Annotated in this window: 14 protein-coding genes; 7 read left to right on the top strand and 7 right to left on the bottom strand. The window is 61.1% G+C overall.

What is annotated here, in order from left to right; genetic code table 11:
- Positions 1-48: 48 nt before the first annotated feature.
- The 3 genes from VWZ87_RS05250 to VWZ87_RS05240 form a co-directional block, all read right to left on the bottom strand.
- On the bottom strand, positions 49-858 hold the full coding sequence (locus VWZ87_RS05250) for a glutamate racemase (protein WP_416534858.1): 810 nt from the start codon (positions 856-858) through the stop codon (positions 49-51).
- Positions 859-878: 20 nt separating this feature from the next.
- Complete coding sequence (locus VWZ87_RS05245) at positions 879-1757, bottom strand: lysophospholipid acyltransferase family protein (RefSeq protein ID WP_416534972.1); 879 nt, start codon at positions 1755-1757, stop codon at positions 879-881.
- A gap of 323 nt (positions 1758-2080) precedes the next feature.
- Complete coding sequence (locus VWZ87_RS05240; protein ID WP_416534857.1) at positions 2081-5500, bottom strand: indolepyruvate ferredoxin oxidoreductase family protein; 3420 nt, start codon at positions 5498-5500, stop codon at positions 2081-2083.
- 169 nt (positions 5501-5669) lie between these two features.
- Here VWZ87_RS05240 and VWZ87_RS05235 point away from each other — a divergent pair, with 169 nt between their 5' ends.
- The 6 genes from VWZ87_RS05235 (at position 5670) to grxD (ending at position 11649) form a co-directional block, all read left to right on the top strand.
- Entirely contained in the window at positions 5670-6575 is a 906-nt protein-coding gene (locus VWZ87_RS05235; protein WP_340545711.1) for a LysR family transcriptional regulator, read from the top strand.
- Positions 6576-7108: 533 nt separating this feature from the next.
- Complete coding sequence (locus tag VWZ87_RS05230) at positions 7109-7504, top strand: hypothetical protein (protein ID WP_340545712.1); 396 nt, start codon at positions 7109-7111, stop codon at positions 7502-7504.
- A gap of 257 nt (positions 7505-7761) precedes the next feature.
- Complete coding sequence (purL, locus tag VWZ87_RS05225; protein WP_416534856.1) at positions 7762-9927, top strand: phosphoribosylformylglycinamidine synthase subunit PurL; 2166 nt, start codon at positions 7762-7764, stop codon at positions 9925-9927.
- Positions 9928-10024: 97 nt separating this feature from the next.
- A complete protein-coding gene (locus tag VWZ87_RS05220; protein ID WP_416534855.1) occupies positions 10025-10573 on the top strand; it encodes a hypothetical protein in 549 nt (182 codons plus the stop codon).
- Positions 10574-10639: 66 nt separating this feature from the next.
- The gene (locus VWZ87_RS05215) at positions 10640-10876 is read left to right on the top strand and encodes a BolA/IbaG family iron-sulfur metabolism protein (RefSeq protein ID WP_340545715.1); all 237 of its coding nucleotides are present in this window, start codon (positions 10640-10642) and stop codon (positions 10874-10876) included.
- A gap of 410 nt (positions 10877-11286) precedes the next feature.
- Positions 11287-11649: a Grx4 family monothiol glutaredoxin gene (gene grxD / locus VWZ87_RS05210; protein ID WP_340545717.1), complete on the top strand. Its 363-nt coding sequence runs from the start codon at positions 11287-11289 to the stop codon at positions 11647-11649.
- 173 nt (positions 11650-11822) lie between these two features.
- Here the strand turns inward: grxD and VWZ87_RS05205 are convergent, their stop codons facing one another.
- Both VWZ87_RS05205 and VWZ87_RS05200 read right to left on the bottom strand, forming a co-directional pair.
- Positions 11823-12221: a cell division protein ZapA gene (locus VWZ87_RS05205; protein WP_416534854.1), complete on the bottom strand. Its 399-nt coding sequence runs from the start codon at positions 12219-12221 to the stop codon at positions 11823-11825.
- Complete coding sequence (locus VWZ87_RS05200) at positions 12221-13276, bottom strand: hypothetical protein (protein WP_416534853.1); 1056 nt, start codon at positions 13274-13276, stop codon at positions 12221-12223. The genes VWZ87_RS05205 and VWZ87_RS05200 overlap by 1 nt, the downstream gene beginning before the upstream one ends.
- 282 nt (positions 13277-13558) lie before the next feature.
- On the opposite strand from VWZ87_RS05200, the gene tkt reads away from it, so the two are divergent.
- On the top strand, positions 13559-15580 hold the full coding sequence (tkt, locus tag VWZ87_RS05195; RefSeq protein ID WP_416534852.1) for a transketolase: 2022 nt from the start codon (positions 13559-13561) through the stop codon (positions 15578-15580).
- Positions 15581-16240: 660 nt separating this feature from the next.
- Here the strand turns inward: tkt and VWZ87_RS05190 are convergent.
- Together VWZ87_RS05190 and VWZ87_RS05185 are read right to left on the bottom strand one after the other, a co-directional pair.
- Positions 16241-16810, bottom strand: a complete 570-nt coding sequence (locus VWZ87_RS05190) for a hypothetical protein (RefSeq protein ID WP_123585423.1) — start codon at positions 16808-16810, stop codon at positions 16241-16243.
- Between the two features lie 77 nt (positions 16811-16887).
- The gene (locus tag VWZ87_RS05185; RefSeq protein WP_416534851.1) at positions 16888-17838 is read right to left on the bottom strand and encodes a DUF808 domain-containing protein; all 951 of its coding nucleotides are present in this window, start codon (positions 17836-17838) and stop codon (positions 16888-16890) included.
- Between the last annotated feature and the right edge of the window lie 152 nt (positions 17839-17990).

The following is a 17990-nucleotide window of genomic DNA, read 5'->3' as shown; positions in this document are numbered from 1 at the left end:
GAGTTGCGGCAGATCAAACAATCGCCGAAATCCGCTCACCGGCGCGGCTCAGGCCGCCTGAAAGATCATCTCTCGTCGCAAGAACTGCGTGGCGCGATCGCTGACGCGGCTCGGCACACCAGTGGTGTAGAACCCGCCCTGCCCCGCGCCCATCATATGGGGATGACGCTCCAGATAGTCGGCAAGGCTCTCGGCCACCAGTTTGCCCTGGCTGAACACCTGAACCTCGTCGCCCAGAGCCGCCTGAAAGATATCTTCCATCAGCGGGTAATGCGTGCAGCCAAGGATCGCCGCCTGCGGCTGTGGCATCTTGCGCTTCAGCGCATCGACATGGCTGCGCACCAGCGCCTCGGCAAGGATCATGTCGCCGTCTTCGATGGCATCCACAACACCGCCGCAGGCCTGCGCCTCGACATCGACGCCGATGGCGCGGAACGCCAGTTCACGCTGGAACGCGCGGCTGGAGACGGTGGCGGGCGTTGCAAACAGCGCGACATGTTTCACCGCGACTTCGCGCGGCGGCGAATTGTCGCCCCACTGCCGCTCGGTCAGCGCTTCGATGAGGGGGACAAACACACCCAGCACGCGCTTGCCCTCGGGCAGCCCGCCTTCCTGCATCCGGCGCAGCGCCGCCGCCGAGGCGGTGTTGCAGGCCAGAATGACCAGATCGCAGCCCTTGGACCACATGTCTTCAACTGCGGCCTTGGTCAGCTGGTAAATGTCTTCGGCATCGCGCACGCCATAGGGCGCATGGGCGCTGTCTGCGTAGTAGAGGAAGTCCACATCCGGCAGCCGCTCCTGCGCGGCATTCAGAACCGTCAGCCCGCCAAGGCCGGAATCAAAGATACCTACAGCCATCTGTCTCTCTCGCTCACCGCTCAGGCGCGGTGTTTCTCCTCAAACTCATACCCATAGTCATAGGATTTGAGTGGTTTCGGAGACAGCTCATACGTGGCTTTGCGCAGGAAATCCATCATTGCTTTTGCGTCACCTGCCAGCGGATCGAGGATCTCGCGCCCGATCGGGCTGCCGATGGCGACCCCGACCGGCGTATCCACCCGTTTGCGAAACTCCTTGATCAACAGGCCCATACGCAGAGTCGGGTGGACATGGCTGGCGATCTGGAACAGCCGGGAGGTATGCCCGTCGAAGTAGATCGGCACCACAACCGCGCGGGATTTGGCGATCATCCGCGCAGTAAAGCCACGCCAGACCGGATCCATCGGCGGCACCATCGGCCGCAGAAAGGGCCGCGCGGCGGTGGACACCGTGCCGCCCGGAAAGATGCCGATCGCGCCGCCCTGCCCCAGATAGTCCAGCGCGGTCTTGCGGGTCTCCAGATTGGTCTTCAGTGCCGCCTTGGTTTCGGCAAAATCAATCGGCAGGATAACGCGGGACAGATCGTCGGCCTTGCGAAACACCTGATGCGCCAGAATGCGGAAATCGCCCCGCGCCTCGGACAGGATATGCCCCAGCATCAGACCATCCAGAATACCGTAGGGATGATTGGCGATCACCACCACCGGCTGATCCTTCGGGATATTGGCAAGCGTACCTCCCAACAGCTCCAGCTGCAGCCCGTAGCGGTCGCGCATGACAGTCCAGAAGCTCTGCCCGGCGGCGACATCCGCCTCATAGCCTTCGGCACGTTTGATCAGCTGTAGCCGCCCGGTGGCATTCTCCATCACCCGGATCATCGCCCGTCCGGGCCGGGTCTGGGCGGAATGCGCATAAGAGAGATCGCGTGCGCTGCGCATCGCCTCACGTCGTGATTCAGTGTCTCTGGCATAGCTGTTCAAGTTGCCGGGCGTGCTGCGGATGGACGACATGGCGAGCCTCGTGGTCTCAGTCTCTGGTTTACGCAGGGGCAGCCAAGCCCCCCGCTCCGGCTATAGGGCCTGCGCCCCGGTCTACACAACCAGGGTAACGGCGATGCGACAGCGGGTTGGCAATCTGTGTCTTTCCGGTTCCAGATCCCCCGGATCAACGACAAGGGCGCCCCCGATCCGACCGGTGACGCCCTTCCGAAGTGGTCTGGCCTAAGTGGCTCGGCCAGATCGACCGCCAGCAACGGCCCGCGTTATTCCGCGGCCGTCTTCAACTCGCTGCCGCCCTGACGCAATGCGGCCAGCAGCTCCTCGCGGCGTTTGGCGGCCTTGGTCTCGTTGGCCTGTTTCACCGGACCAAAGCCGCGGATTTCCAGCGGCAATTCTGCCAGCGCAATCAGCGGCGCCATGATCTCAGGCGATGCCTTGGGCAGCCATTCCTTCATGTCGGCCTCATACTGGCTGATCAGCGCCCGCTCCATCTTGCGCTCGGCGGTATAGCCAAACACATCCAGCGGCGTGCCGCGCAGGCCTTTGAACTTTGCCAACAGCCGCAGCCAGCGTTCCAGACCCGGACCAAACTTGCGCTTTTTCGGGCGCCCGTTGGGATCGGTACCAGTCAGCATCGGCGGCGCGAGGTTGTAGGAGATCTTCAGATCGCCCTCGAACTCGGCCTCGGCTTTCTCACGGCTCGACAGCAACAGCCGCGCCACCTCATATTCGTCCTTGTAGGACAACAGTTTGTGGTAGCCCTTGGCCACAGCTTCCTTCAGCGCCTTGTCAGAAATGCCGTCCAGCATCTTGCCATAGCGCTTGGCCAGACGCGGCCCCTGATAATCGACCAGCTGCGCACTGCGGAAGGCGATCTGATCCTCCAATGTCTTGGGCAGTTCGACCACATTGGGGGCAATCAGCTTCTGCACCTCCTGCGGATATAGCACCGCCCAGCGACCGATATCAAAGGCGCGCAGATTGCGCTCAACCGCAGCCCCATTGAGGGTGATCGCCTCGCGAATGGCCTCCAGGCTGATCGGCAGCAGACCGCGCTGCCAGGCGGCGCCAAAGATCATCATGTTGGAGAAGATCGAGTCGCCCATGCTGGCGCGCGCCAGTTCGGAGGCGTCAAAAAGATCCAGACGATCCCGCAGACGGGCCTCAAGCGCGACCTGAAGCCGATCACTCGGGATCTGGAAATCCGTGTCGCGGGTGAAATCACCGGTGATGATCTCATGGCTGTTCACCACCGCACCGCTCTTGCCGGTTTTCATCAACCCGATGGTTTTTGCCCCGGCAGACACAACCAGATCGCCGCCGATCAGCGCATCACATTCGCCAGTGGCCACGCGGATGGCGCTGATGTCTTCGGGTCTGTTGGCGATGCGGCAGTGGATATGCACCGCGCCGCCTTTCTGGGCGAGACCGGCCATCTCCATCATGCCAGCGCCCTTGCCATCGATCTGGGCGGCCTGCGCCAGCACGGCACCGATGGTGACAACGCCGGTGCCACCGACGCCGGTGATCACCACGTTGTGGGTGCCATTGATGCTCGGCAGCTCAGGCGTCGGCAGGTCCGGCAGGTCCAGTGCGGCGGTCGGCTCCTTGCGGATCTTTGCCCCTTCGATGGTCAGGAATGACGGGCAGAAGCCTTTGACGCAGCTGAAATCCTTATTGCAGGACGATTGATCAATGGCGCGTTTGCGGCCCAGTTCGGTTTCCTTCGGCACGATGGAGACGCAGTTCGATTGCACCCCGCAGTCACCGCAGCCCTCGCAGACGTCGGAGTTGATGAACACGCGCATGTCGGGATCGGGGAAAAGGCCCTTCTTGCGACGGCGGCGTTTTTCGGCGGCGCAGGTTTGAATGTAGATGATGGCGGAGACGCCTTCGACCTTCTCAAACTCCTTCTGTACCACCATCAGCTCCGCACGCTCATGCATCCGCATACCTGCCGGGAACAGCTTGGCGTCAACGTCTTCCTTTTCGTCATAGACCACCGCGATGGTTTTCACGCCCATCGCCGTCAGCTCATGCGCGATCTGCTGGGCGGTCAGCCCGCCCTCGGCCTCTTGTCCGCCGGTCATGGCGACCGCGTCATTATAGAGGATCTTGAAGGTGATATTGGTGCCTTCGGCCAGCGCCGCGCGAATGGCCTGCACGCCGGAGTGGTTGTAGGTGCCGTCGCCAAGGTTCTGGAACACGTGCTTGCGGTTGGAGAACGGCGCCTCGCCAACCCAGTTCACACCTTCGCCGCCCATATGGGTGAAGCCGGTGGTCTCGCGGTCCATCCACTGCACCATGAAATGGCAGCCAATCCCGGCATAGGCGCGGGAGCCATCCGGCAGCTTGGTCGAGGAGTTATGCGGACAGCCCGAGCAGAAATAGGGCAGACGGGCAGCGATTTCCTCGGCATTGTCGGCACGCTTCGCCTCATCCAGCGCCGAGAGACCAGCACGGATCGCCTCGGTCTCGCGGCCCTCTTCGATCAGGATCTGGCCGAGCTTTTCGGCAATCATGATCGGGTCGAGCGCATATTTCGTCGGGAACAGCTCGTCGCGGTGCATCCCGCCTGCGCCGCCCTTGTACCAGCCGTAGACGCGGCGGCCCTTGCGCTCGTCAAACAGGGCTTCCTTGATCTGGATCTCGATCAGCTTGCGCTTTTCCTCGACCACAACGATCAGGTCCAGATCTTCGGCCCAGGCGTTGAACCCCTTCATGTCCAGAGGCCAGGTCTGGCCAACCTTATAGGTTGTAATCCCCAGCCGTTCGGCCATGGTCTCGTCGATGTTGAGCAGCGACATCGCGTGGACCAGATCCAGCCAGTTCTTGCCCGCCGCGACAAAGCCGATCTTGGCGCCCGGCTTGCCCCACATGCGCTTGTCCATCTTGTTGGCGTGGCTGAAAGCCTCCGCCGCAAAGCGCTTGTAGTCGATGATCCGGTTTTCCTGACGGAAACGATCATCATCCAGACGAATGTTCAGGCCATCGGCCGGCATGTCGAACTCTGGCGTGACCAGCTGCATACGGTCCGGGTTGCCATCGACGACCGATGTCACCTCGATCGTGTCCTTCATGGTTTTCAGACCAACCCACAGCCCCGAAAAGCGGCTGAGCGCAATGCCGTAGATCCCGTAATCAAGGATTTCCTGCACGCCAGCCGGGCTGACGATGGGCAGGTAACAATCCATCAGCGACCATTCCGACTGATGCAGCACGGTGGAGCTTTCGCCGGTGTGGTCATCGCCCATCGCCATCAACACGCCGCCATATTTCGACGAGCCGGCCATATTGGCATGGCGGATGGCATCGCCAGAGCGATCAACCCCCGGCCCCTTGCCGTACCACAGGCCAAAGACGCCGTCATATTTGCCCTCGCCGCGCACCTCGGCCTGCTGGGCACCCCAGAGGGCGGTCACGGCGAGATCCTCGTTCAGACCGAATTGAAAGGTGACATCGCTTGCGGTCAGATGTTTTTCCGCCCGCTTCATCTGCATGTCGACAGCGCCAAGCGGCGAGCCGCGATAGCCTGTCACCAGACCAGCCGTGTTCAGCCCCGCCGCCTTATCCCGGTGTTTCTGCATCAGCATCAGACGCACCAGCGCCTGGGTGCCATTCAGCATCACCGGTGATTTTGTCAGATCGAATTTGTCGTTCAGAGAAATCTTCTGCGTGCTCATCCTGGGCCTCCCCAACCTCGATTAGCTTGCACTTCTTGGCGATATATTAGGTCATAATTGCTGACCTGTATACTGTTTTCTGCCGGAATATGTTTCTGACCGCCCTATCAAATTGAAAGTTTCGATACATTTCATATAGGCTACATCAGAGGCATCGAAAGTGACGGGTATGGATTGGGATAAGCTTAGAATATTTCACGCGGTGGCGGACGCAGGCAGCCTCACCCATGCAGGCGACAAGCTGAACCTGTCGCAATCGGCAGTCAGCCGACAGATTCGCGCATTGGAAGAGAGTCTGAGCTCGACGCTGTTTCACCGCCACGCGCGGGGGTTGATTCTCACCGAACAGGGGGAGCTGCTGTTTGACGCGACGAAATCGATGTCAAAACGGCTGGAAGCCGCCTCTGCCCGCATTCGCGACAGCGAGGAAGAGGTGTTTGGCGAATTGCGCGTTACCACCACCTTTGGCTTCGGCACTCTGTGGCTGGCGCCGCGCCTGACCAAGCTTTATGAACATTACCCCGATCTCAAGATCGACCTGATGCTGGAGGAGCGGGTTCTTGACCTGCCCATGCGCGAGGCCGATGTGGCGATCCGCATGAAGGAGCCGAGCCAGGCCGACCTGATCCGCAAGCGGCTGATGACGGTGCAGATGAAGCTTTATGCTTCCCGTGCATATGTCGAACGCAACGGCGCGCCGGAACAGGCGGAGGATATCGCAGATCACCGGCTGATCTGCCAGAACCCGCGCTCGGCGCAGGTTGGCTCCGCTGCGGTCCTGGTACAGAAACTGATGACCTATAACCCCTCTTCGCTGCTCACCGTGAACAATTACTTCGGTGTCTTGCAGGGCGTTATCCACGATCTGGGCATTGGCGTTCTGCCCGATTACGTGACCGAGGACTTCCCGGATCTGGTGCCGGTGCTTCAGGAAGAGGATACCAGCGACGTGCCGGTCTACCTCGCCTACCCGGAAGAATTGCGCCACTCCCGGCGGATTTCCGCATTCCGCGATTTCGTCCAGAATGAGATTATTGCACATCGCAAGCACATGAAAGAACTGGGCAAAATCTAGCCAAACCCGAGCCATGCGCACAGCGCATAGCGGCCTTGCCATTTTCCAGGCCTGTTAACTCTTGATCGAGGCGCGCTGCCCCCCTAAATCACATCTCGAAGGCAGCGACGCTGTCGCCCTTCATACCTCCCTGTTGGACTTCGGCCGAGCTTAGTGCTCGGCCTTTTTTTTGGTTCAAACGTCGACGGCGTGATCCGTAGGACTGGCCGCCGGATCAAGGCATCGCTCGGCGTTATCCTTACGTTCGGCACTCACAGGCCGACTGGCAATGACTGGTCTGCATGTAGCGTCGCCAGCGCCCCGCCTGCCGTCAACGGGCCTGCCGCCGCGCGCGATACTCAGGCAGCATATTTCCCCGGAACGCCGCAATTTTCACCGCAGCTGCTGGAAATCCGATCAGCCTGTGCAGATCACCGCCGATATGCCGATCACGCCCATCATCGCGCGAAAAAAACTCAGGAACCTTTTGCCGGTCTCCTCCGTTGAGCAGCCAGAACGCAAGACAAATGCAACTGACTTGAAGGAGAGCCGCTATGCTCCGCATGACCTCTATCGCCGCCCTGATCGCAATGACCGGCGCCGCCAGCGCCGAGGTGCTGACCGAAAACGCCACCCCGAACGATGCGGGCGAGACCTTTCTTGAGGAAAACATGGAATTCATGGGTGCCCCCGTGGTTGACGTCAACGGTGTCTTCCTGGGCAAAGTTGTTGAGGTCGGCACCGAGCCGGGGCCTGACCGCAAGATCCTGGTGGAGTTCCGCGACAGCTTCTCCGACAAGCTGAGCGGCATGCGCTTCACGCTGGACGGCATGTGGGAAACCGATGGCGTGCTGCGCATGGGCCAGACCACGGGCGAGCTGCGCACCATGCTGGAAACCTTTGCCAGCGAAAACCCTGAGAAACTGACCGACGGTTCCGTTCTGAACTGATCGCCACCGTCTGAAGGTCACGCCCCGCCGCAGCGCGGGACCGGGGACCATCATAAGGTCAGAGCCGTCGTGGCTCTGGCCTTTTTTCATGGGATCTGGCGCATCGACCGCACCGTGATGCGCGCCCCGACGTGCCGAAATCCGCAGCATTGGCACGGCCAGGCCGACCGCCGCCTGCAAGTCTGCGCTTTTTCCTTCCCCCTTGGCCCTGCTTGCCCTAAAAGGCGCGCAATCGCAGCCATTGGGGACGTTTACGGATGCAAGAACCCGCCATCACGCCTGAACTGATTGCCAACCACGGGCTGAAGCCCGAGGAATATGATCTGATCCTCGACATCATCGGGCGGGAGCCGACCTTCACGGAGCTGGGGATTTTCTCCGCGATGTGGAACGAGCACTGTTCTTATAAGTCCTCCAAGAAATGGCTGCGCACCCTGCCGACCGAAGGCCCCCAGGTGATCTGCGGCCCCGGCGAGAACGCAGGCATCGTGGACATTGGCGACGGCGATGCCGTTGTTTTCAAAATGGAAAGCCACAACCACCCCTCTTACATCGAGCCCTACCAGGGCGCGGCGACCGGGGTTGGCGGCATTCTGCGCGACGTCTTTACCATGGGTGCACGCCCCATCGCGTCAATGAACGCGCTGTCCTTTGGCGAACCCTCCCACCACAAGACCCGGCGACTGGTCAACGGCGTGGTTGAGGGCATCGGGGGCTATGGCAACTGCTTTGGCGTGCCATGCGTCGGTGGTGAAGTGCGCTTCCACCCCGCCTATAACGGCAACTGCCTTGTGAACGCCTTTGCCGCCGGTCTGGCCAAGACCGACGCCATTTTCTACTCCGCCGCCTCGGGCGTTGGTATGCCGGTGGTCTATCTAGGTGCCAAGACCGGTCGCGACGGCGTTGGCGGTGCCACCATGGCCTCGGCGGAATTTGACGACACTATCGAAGAAAAACGCCCCACCGTGCAGGTCGGCGACCCCTTCACCGAAAAACGCCTGATGGAAGCCACGCTGGAGCTGATGCAGACCGGCGCGGTGATCTCCATTCAGGACATGGGCGCCGCGGGCCTCACCTGTTCTGCCGTGGAAATGGGCGACAAGGGCAAACTGGGCGTCCGTCTGGATCTCGAAAACGTGCCGCAGCGCGAAGAGAACATGACCGCCTACGAGATGATGCTGTCGGAATCCCAGGAACGGATGCTGATGGTGCTGAAGCCGGAGCTAGAAGCCGAGGCGCGTGCAGTGTTCGAAAAATGGGATCTCGATTTTGCCATCGTCGGCGAAACCATCGCAGAGGACCGCTTCCTGATCATGCACAACGGCGAAGTGAAGGCCGATCTGGTGCTGTCGAAACTGTCCTCTACCGCGCCGGAATACGACCGCCCCTGGGTGGAAACTCCCGCGCCCGAGGCGCTGAGTGATGCCGATGTGCCGACCATTGATCCGATCGACGGGCTAAAGGCGCTGATCTCCAGCCCGAACTATGCCGGCAAGCAGTGGGTCTATGAACAATACGACACCATGGTGATGGGCGACACCGCCCGCCGCCCGGGCGCAGGTTCCGGCATCGTGCGGGTCCATGGCACCGACAAACAGCTGGCCTTCACCTCCGACGTGACGCCTCGCTACGTCAAGGCAAACCCCTATGAGGGCGGCAAACAGGCGGTGGCCGAGGCCTACCGCAACCTGACCGCTGTCGGCGCCAAACCCTTGGCAACCACCGACAACCTGAACTTCGGCAACCCCGAAAAGCCCGAGATCATGGGCCAGTTCGTCGGCGCGATCAAAGGCATCGGCGAGGCTGTGGCTGCGCTGGACATGCCGATCGTCTCCGGCAACGTGTCGCTCTATAATGAAACCGACGGTCAGGGCATCCTGCCCACCCCGACGATTGGCGCCGTTGGCCTGATCGCGGCAGGCGAAGAGGCCATCACCGGCGAAGTTCGCGACGGACATATCGCCCTGTTGATCGGCGAAACCATCGGCCATCTGGGCCAGTCGGCGCTGCTGGCGGAGGTTTTCAACCGCGAGGACGGCGACGCACCGGCAGTGGATCTGGAAGCAGAGAAGCGCAACGGCGAGTTCATCCGCGCCAACCGCGATCTGATCAAGGCCTGCACCGATCTGGGCGATGGCGGTCTGGCGCTGGCGGCGTTTGAGCTGGCCGAAGCGGCCAATGTCGGCGTGCAGCTTGACGCAGGCGACACCCCGACGGTTTTTGGCGAGGATCAGGCGCGCTACCTTGTGGCCTGCAACTTTGATCAGGCCGAGGCCCTGATGATGGCCGCAGGTCAGGCCGGTGTCACCATCACCACCGTCGGCAAATTCGGCGGCGACATGGTGAAAATCGGCGGCTCCGAAGCGCCACTGGCCGAGCTGGCAGACATCTTCCGCAGCAGCTTCGCTGCTGCCGTTGCCTGAGCGCAGGCCGCGTTGGGGCATGGTCCTCGACACGATCATACCGGGTGGGATGGCATCGCCGTCCCACCCATTTTTTTGATGTCTCGCAGGTGACCCCATGCCCCTGTCCGGCCAAACTCCTGATATCGACCTCCCCGAACTGACAGCAGATTGCAGCCGCTGCGCCGCGCTCTGCTGTGTGGCCTACCCGTTTGAGGAGGACGAGGATTTCGCGATCCTGAAGGAGACCGACACCCCCTGCCCCAACCTCTCGCCGCAGTGTTTCTCCTGCTCTATCCACGAGGATCTCGACACCCGTGGCTTTGGCGGCTGTATTGCCTATTCCTGCGCGGGCGCCGGGCAGCGGGTGACTGAGGTGCTGTTTCAGGGCGAGACATGGCGCGACGATGCTGACCTTCTGCCGCATATGACCCACGCCCTGCGTGTCCTGCGCCCCATCCATGAGGCGCTGTTGATCCTGCGCGAGGCAGCCGGCCTGCCGCTGCCGGACGCACTGCGGGCCGATCTGAATGTTCTGTTGGCGACGCTGGCGGTCAGCGACGGGCGCACAATCTGGGACTTTGAGGAGCGGCAGGTCCAGGAGGCCCTGGCCGAGGTGCCCGCCTTCATCCCGCGCCTTGCTCCCTATGTGACGCTGCACGGCTAATCCGCCTTGCAGAGGCCCCCTCCGCACCCTACATTTTTGATAAGCTAGAAATAAGGACACCCCCCAATGCCGATGCAAGCCCAAGAAATCGAAGACCTGCTGCGCGAGACATTTCCCGATGCGGAAATCCAGGTTGGTGGCCATGACGGTGTGCATATGTCCGCGATGGTCATCGACGAAAGCTTTCGCGGCAAGAACCGTGTTCAGCAGCAGCGCGCCGTCTATGCAGCCCTGAAGGGCAAGATGGACGGCGCCAACGGCGAGCTGCACGCGCTGGCCCTGACCACCAAGGCGCCTGAGTAACCGGATGACGCCGGGCTGGTGGTTTCTGTCGGGCCTATTCTGCCTTGCTGTGAGTGTTTACGCCATTGACACTCAGTTGAGAAAACGAAGCCGCCCACACCCACTTTCGCAAAGCCAGCCCCGCACCGAACGCCAGACCCAAACACCAGTTCGCGACATCGGTTTGGAAGCTGTGGATTTGGACGAGGTGGACGAGACTAACCGTAAGAACAGTGAACTGGAGCGCAGAAACCAGAGCTGGACGAACTCTCAGGATAGCGGCCGTCGGCCAAAGTGAGGATTTTCGCGACTTTGGAAACTCTTGCGGCAATCCCCGTGTTTGCTTCGACCGCGGGGCTTACTTTCCTGAAGCTTCTCCCCTATATCCGAACAAACCGCGACCGGTGGCAACGCCAAAAGGAAATGGATAAATGACCGACGTAAAAACCCGTATTGATGAAACCGTCAAAGCCAGCGACGTGGTGCTCTTCATGAAAGGCACCAAGGACATGCCGCAATGTGGCTTCTCTTCCCGCGTGGCTGGCGTGCTGAACTACATCGGCGTCGAATACACCGATGTAAACGTGCTGGCGGATGAGGAAATCCGCGCGGGCATCAAGGAATACTCCGACTGGCCGACCATTCCCCAGCTCTATGTCAAAGGCGAGTTTGTCGGCGGCTGCGATATCATCACCGAGATGACCCTCTCCGGTGAACTGGACGGCATGTTTGCTGAAAACGGTGTCGCCTTTGACAAGGATGCCGCCGACAAGATCCGCGAAGCCAACGGCTAAGCCTGTCCCCGCTCGCCTCTTGTTGTGGCTGGCGACCAGAAGATCCGCACCCTCGGCGTTGGCCGGGGGTGTTTTTTTTTAAGCACCGTTTGGTTCCAATATCATAGAAAACCGCCGCAATGGGGCTGACCCATGCGGCGGTTTCAAATCTGAGCGTCGCGGTTCGCGGCCTGTCAGCCCGCGGCCGCCTGCTCTTCCAGTTCCTGCGCCAGCGCCTCGCTGCGGGCGGCCAGCTCGGCGAGGGTCTCGGTCACCAGCGGCGGCACCACCGGCACCTCGATCCGCTCAGGCTCCGGTGCCGGGGCGGCGCGCAGCTCGGCCAGCTCGGCGGTGCGCTCTGCCAGTTCGGCCTCAACCTCCTTGATGCGATCCTCGACCGCTGCGGTTTTATCCGCCAGCATCAGCCCCGCCATCAGCAGCATCCGCGCCTCGGGCATACGGCCAATCTGGTCCGACAGCACCTGAGCCTCATCGTCCAGCATTTTGGCCGCCGAATGCAGATAGCTTTCTTCGCCTTCCTGGCAGGAGACTTCAAAACCGCGCCCCCCGATATGAATCGTAACCTCGGGCATCATACATCCTCCCCTTCGGGCATGGGCTGGGCGGTTCGCGGCTGCGTGATCGGCGCCTGGGGCACCTGGGGCGCTGCGGATGCAGGCATCACATCGACGGGCGCCGCCGTCTGCGCAATCGGCGCCGCCTCAGCCGGGGCTGCGGGGGTTTCGCCCTGCGCAGGCTCAGCCGCCAGCAGGGGTTCCAGTTTGGCCAGCACCGCATCGACCTCGGCCTGATCGCTGGCGCGCGCTGCGGTCAGCGCGTCGATATCGGCCTGAAGCGCTGCATTGATCAGCGTCGCATCACCAACACCAGCGGCATTTGCGTCTCGCAGCGCCGCATTGGAGGCCCGCAGCTGATCATTGCTGTGGCGCAGCTCCTGCAGCGTGGCATCCAGACGCAAGAGCGTCTCATTCTGCTGCGCAATCTCTTCGGCACTGGGGCCTGCGGGCCGCGCCGCAAGGGTGGCCGTCGCCTGGGCCAGCTCGTCCTGAGCCCGGGCAAGCTGACCGCGCAGCGCCTCCGCTTCGGCCTCAAGCGCGGCTGTATCCACCGCCGCCCCCAGATCATCGGGCTGCTCGGCCAGCTCTTCCTGTAGCCGCGCCAGCGAGGCCTGCGCCTCATCCAGCTGATCCTGCAAGGTTTCGCGGGCGGTGGCCGCCTCGTTGCCCTGCACTTCCAATTCCTGTTTCAGCCGCGCCACTTCGGACTTCAGCGCGTCTTTCTCGGCGGTATTGCCCACCTCGTTGCGCAGCAGCTCGACCTCGGCCTGCAACGCCGCCAGCTCACCGATATCGGCGCCCTGCGCGGGGGCCGCATTGGCTTCGGCCTCCTCCAGCTTGGCGCGCAGAACCTTCAGCCGTTCTTCCAGCTGGGCATTGGCGATCTTTTCCTCTTCCAGCGCGCGGCTGAGGTCGCTCTGCGCAGCAGCCGTCCGTGACTGCGCCTCCGCCTGGGCCTGCGCATGCGCCTCTGCCGAAGCCTGTGCGCCGGCCTGCAATGCTGCGGCACCTGCGCCAATCCGGTCCATTGCCGCCAGGATCCGACCCTGCAATTCTTCGATCTGCTCCATGCCTGCCCCTTTACGACCCCGTGAGTATCTGCCGGTCTTTTCCGCCGGACCCTGCGCCGCGCCATCGCCCCGTTTTTCCGCTCGTCTCCGCGAACGGAGGGCGAATCAAGAGGGATCCGGCGCTGCACATCCAGCTTAGTTCATGCAGGGATAAATTACCCCCTGTTTGCTTTCAACCACTTGCAGCGTCAACTTCGCGCAGGAAGCCGCGCAAACGCTTGATCTTTGCCATATCACTGCTATTGAGCGCTCAGTCTGCCGAAAACCCAGAGGAAAAATCCAGTGGATCTGACAGCCCTGCGCAACGCAAACCCCGAACATTGGACCAAGGCTGCGGCCATCCGTGCCCTGACCCTTGATGCCGTTGCCGCGGCAAATTCCGGCCATTCCGGCATGCCGATTGGCATGGCCGATGTCGCCACCGTCCTGTTTGAAAAACACATGAAGTTCGATGTGGCGAACCCCCAGTGGCCAGACCGCGACCGGTTCATCCTGTCCGCCGGTCACGGCTCCATGCTGATCTATTCGCTGCTCTATCTCATGGGCGATGCACAGGTGACGCTGGATCAGGTCAAGAATTTCCGCCAGATGGGCGCGCTGACAGCCGGTCACCCGGAAAACTTCCTGATTGATGCCGTCGAAACCACCACCGGCCCGCTGGGTCAGGGCATTGCCAATGCCGTTGGCTTTGCCATGGCCGAGGAAATGCAGCGCGCGCATTACGGCCGCAAGCTGGTCGATCACCACACCTATGTGATCGCAGGCGACGGCTGCCTGATGGAGGGCATCAGCCAGGAGGCCATCGGCCTTGCCGGTCGCCACTCGCTGGGCAAGCTGATCGTGCTCTGGGACAACAACAACATCACCATCGACGGCACGGTTGAACTCTCCGACCGCACCAATCAGGTGCAGCGCTTCAAGGCCTCCGGCTGGCAGGTCATCGAAATCGACGGTCACGATCCCAAGGCCATCGACGAGGCCCTGACCGCGGCGAAGAAATCGAAGAAACCCTCGATGATCGCCTGCAAGACCCACATCGCGCTGGGTCACGCTGCACAGGACACCTCCAAGGGTCACGGTGCGCTGACCGACGCCGAGCAGATGAAGGCCGCCAAGGCCGCCTACGGCTGGACCACCGGCCCGTTTGAGGTGCCCGCAGATGTGAAATCCCAGTGGGAAGCCATCGGCCAGCGCGGCGCAGCCGAGCGCGAAGCCTGGGAAGCCCGTTTTGCCGAAGCCTCGCAGCAGAAACAGGACCGCTTCAACCGCGCCTATGCGCTGGATGCGCCCAAGAAGCTGTCGGCCACCATCAAAGCGCTGAAAAAGCAGGTCTCCGAAACCCAGCCGAAGGTGGCCACCCGCAAATCCTCCGAGATGGCGCTGGAAGTGATCAACCCGATCATGCCGGAAACCGTCGGCGGCTCTGCTGACCTCACCGGCTCCAACAACACCAAGACCGGCGATCTGGGCGTCTTTGACACCGACAACCGCAAGGGCCGCTACGTCTACTGGGGCATCCGCGAGCACGGCATGGCCTCGGCGATGAACGGCATGGCGCTGCACGGCGGGATGCGCCCCTATGGCGGGACTTTCTTCTGCTTCACCGACTACGCGCGTCCGGCGATGCGTCTGGCGGCCCTGATGAAGATCCCGACCGTCTTTGTCATGACCCATGATTCCATCGGCGTTGGCGAAGATGGCCCGACCCACCAGCCGGTGGAGCATCTGGCAATCTGCCGCGCGACGCCGAACACCTATGTGTTCCGTCCCGCCGACACCGTGGAAACCGCAGAGGCCTGGGAAATCGCCCTGACCTCGAAGGACACCCCCTCGGTGATGACCCTGACCCGTCAGAACCTGCCCACCGTGCGGACCGAGCATAAGCTCAGCAATCTGACCGCCAAGGGCGGCTATGTTCTGGCCGAAGCCGAGGGCAAGCGTCAGGTGATCCTGATCGCCACCGGTTCTGAGGTCTCCGTCGCGCTGGAGGCGAAGGCCAAACTGGAGGCCGACGGCATCGGCACCCGCGTTGTCTCCATGCCCTGCATGGAACTGTTCGCCGAGCAGGACGAAGCCTACCGCCGCAAGGTCCTGCCCGCAGGCCCGGTCCGCGTGGGTATCGAAGCCGCCATGCGCGCCGGCGGCTGGGATCGCCTGCTGATGGGCGAGCGCGGCCAGGAAAAGAAAGCCGGTTTCGTCGGCATGGACCGCTTCGGCGCCTCTGCTCCGGCAGGCGAGCTGTTCGAACGCTTCGGCATTACGGCTGAGGGTACGGTGGCGAAAGTGAAAGAGCTGCTGGGGTAAGTCTAGCTACAAATCCAAGAACAAAAAGGGGAGCCTCCAGGCTCCCCTTTTCCATATCAGCACCTCTTCGGACCTATCGGACGAGAGATTGAATAAACGCCTAGTGGATCAATACAACAGTAGCGCCGCTGCGTTCGGAGAGTTCCTTCATCGAGTATTGTCGCTTCTTTTTCAAAGGAAACGGTATTCCGCTACCGTCTAAGTCAAAAGGATCTCCTCGAGTATACTCTTCCTCGGCCAAAATGTGTCGATTTGCTTTGACACAACTAAACTCCCCACCCCTATTCTGCGCTACAGGGTTGTAAGTCAGCGGTCCGTACTTCCAGCATAGCCGCGCATATTTTGATCGGCCAACGGGTGGTTTCACGGTCCACTGCCCAATCACGACAGCCGTATTTCCCGGGTACCATAGAAAGGCCCTACCGTCCGGGGCGAGGTACTCTACCTGCGTTCCATGCTGAACGCTGTAGTCCAGAAACGTAGCCCCGGAGTAACGCTTCCGCATTCCTGAAACAGTGAAAGTTGCAGCAGGGTAGCTCGCGATCTCAGCGGCTGAACGAGCTTCGGATTCTTGAACTTTCGCTTGAAACTGCTCGGAGGACAAACCGGGAGAACACCCGCAAGCCAACACCATAACACCGGTCCAAACTAAATACCTCATCACCGGCACCACAGGTTCACGCTCCACCCAAATCTTGAAAACTCAGCAGCAGGAATGGCTCTTCCTACTGCTCCTTTCGGAATAGGCTGACCAAGAATTGGACCGGGCTTCGTCGGCGCGGTATATTGACGGCCGACGGTGTTTCTTGTCACTTTCCTACCTTGGCAGACCGTTTGGCGCGCGATATCCTGTCCCATCATAAAGGCAAGGCTAGAGTTCTCTCCAGAGCCATAAGTCGCTGCAAACTTTTCGGCAGTCTCGCGGTTTAGCGGCGACAAAAAAACGTTGGAACTAGTGTACGAAGTTCCCTCTGAAACCATCAGGTCAACTTGTGCTGGATAGCCAGCGTGGGGCCCATTATTTGATAGTTTTGAGACCGTGGCGCTAATGAAGCGCAGCCTCTTCTGTTCGGTTGGCATCTTAATAATTACACCAGAGCGTGTCAGATCAGGGGATGAGTAGGTCGGTGCTGGTGTACTCGTTGTCTGATCGGCGCTCACACAAGCTGACAAAAAAGAAGCTGAAACTGCCAGTGCAGTGGCTGTTCGCTTCGATAATAACTCCAACATCAATTGCTCCTTTTGAAAACTGTCTATTTGTTCGTCTACATAAGTAGTGGTTTGTTTGATGATTAGCAGGGCCGAGTTCAGAACTTAGAAAGCAACGGCCCGATCACCTTAGTCGCCAGCGGGATCAGCAGCAGCCCCCAAACAACCCCAAATACACCGTCCATCGCCGCCTTGGCACTCCACTCAGCAAAGCCCATCCAGCCCGCAGGCACCGCGTGACCGACGGCGTAGGCCCAGTCGTGGATGTGATGGCCCAGCCAGCCAAAGCCCAGCACCTCCAGCCCGTGGATGATGATGGATCCGCCGACCCACAGCATCGCTGCGGTGCCGACCACCGACAGGATCCACATCAGCACCGGCATGAATTTCACCAGCCCACGGCCAAGACCGCGCCCGATGGGCGTTGGTGCGTTGCCCGCAAGATACAGCCCAACATCGTCCATCTTCACAATCACCGCCACCGATCCGTAGACCGCCAGCGTCACCCCAATGGCGACCACTGCCAGTGTTGCTGCCTGCATCCACACAGTTGGTGCCTCGATCGCGGCCAGCGCGATGGTCATGATTTCCGCCGACAGGATGAAGTCGGTCTTGATCGCGCCCTTGATCTTCTGCTCTTCCAGATGGCCGGGATCCTTGATGCTCATGTCTTCGTCAATGGCGTGGCTCGCATGGGGGAACAGCACGTGAAAGATCTTCTCGGCCCCCTCAAAACACAGATAGGAGCCGCCGAGCATCAGCAAGGGCGTGATCAGCCAGGGCGCGAAATTCGCCAGCAGCATGGCGACCGGCAGCAACAGGATCAGTTTGTTGAACAGCGACCCACGGGTGATGCGCCAGATGATCGGCAGTTCGCGCGCCGGGGCAAAGCCTTGCAGATACTTCGGCGTGACCGCCGCATCGTCGATGATCACGCCCGCCGTCTTGGCGCCCGCCTTGCCCGCCGCCGCCGCCACATCATCCACCGAGGCCGCAGCCACCTTTGCGATGCCTGCCACATCATCGAGCAAAGCCAACAAACCGCTCATACCCGGTCCCCTTTTCCATTCGCGCGCATTTTGGCCCACCCTATCCTATCGCCTATCAGGTACAAGCCGTTCAGCGCCCGCTTTGTTCCCAATGGCGTTCAATCCGGGGCGCCGCGCACATCCGCCGCAGGGCCGCAAAAACCGTTATCGCA

The organism is Phaeobacter sp. JH20_37 (assembly GCF_048056015.1).
GTDB classification, from domain to species: Bacteria; Pseudomonadota; Alphaproteobacteria; order Rhodobacterales; family Rhodobacteraceae; genus Phaeobacter; species Phaeobacter bryozoorum.
The sequence above is the reverse complement of the archived record's forward strand: the minus strand, read 5'-3'. Positions and strand labels throughout refer to the sequence as shown.

Coding starts and splice junctions, on each gene's coding strand:
- VWZ87_RS05250 (WP_416534858.1), bottom strand. CDS start 858: ATGGCTGTAGGTATCTTTGATTCCGGCCTTGGCGGGCTGACGGTTCTG.
- VWZ87_RS05245 (WP_416534972.1), bottom strand. CDS start 1,757: ATGCGCAGCGCACGCGATCTCTCTTATGCGCATTCCGCCCAGACCCGG.
- VWZ87_RS05240 (WP_416534857.1), bottom strand. CDS start 5,500: ATGAGCACGCAGAAGATTTCTCTGAACGACAAATTCGATCTGACAAAA.
- VWZ87_RS05235 (WP_340545711.1), top strand. CDS start 5,670: ATGGATTGGGATAAGCTTAGAATATTTCACGCGGTGGCGGACGCAGGC.
- VWZ87_RS05230 (WP_340545712.1), top strand. CDS start 7,109: ATGCTCCGCATGACCTCTATCGCCGCCCTGATCGCAATGACCGGCGCC.
- purL (WP_416534856.1), top strand. CDS start 7,762: ATGCAAGAACCCGCCATCACGCCTGAACTGATTGCCAACCACGGGCTG.
- VWZ87_RS05220 (WP_416534855.1), top strand. CDS start 10,025: ATGCCCCTGTCCGGCCAAACTCCTGATATCGACCTCCCCGAACTGACA.
- VWZ87_RS05215 (WP_340545715.1), top strand. CDS start 10,640: ATGCCGATGCAAGCCCAAGAAATCGAAGACCTGCTGCGCGAGACATTT.
- grxD (WP_340545717.1), top strand. CDS start 11,287: ATGACCGACGTAAAAACCCGTATTGATGAAACCGTCAAAGCCAGCGAC.
- VWZ87_RS05205 (WP_416534854.1), bottom strand. CDS start 12,221: ATGCCCGAGGTTACGATTCATATCGGGGGGCGCGGTTTTGAAGTCTCC.
- VWZ87_RS05200 (WP_416534853.1), bottom strand. CDS start 13,276: ATGGAGCAGATCGAAGAATTGCAGGGTCGGATCCTGGCGGCAATGGAC.
- VWZ87_RS05190 (WP_123585423.1), bottom strand. CDS start 16,810: ATGTTGGAGTTATTATCGAAGCGAACAGCCACTGCACTGGCAGTTTCA.
- VWZ87_RS05185 (WP_416534851.1), bottom strand. CDS start 17,838: ATGAGCGGTTTGTTGGCTTTGCTCGATGATGTGGCAGGCATCGCAAAG.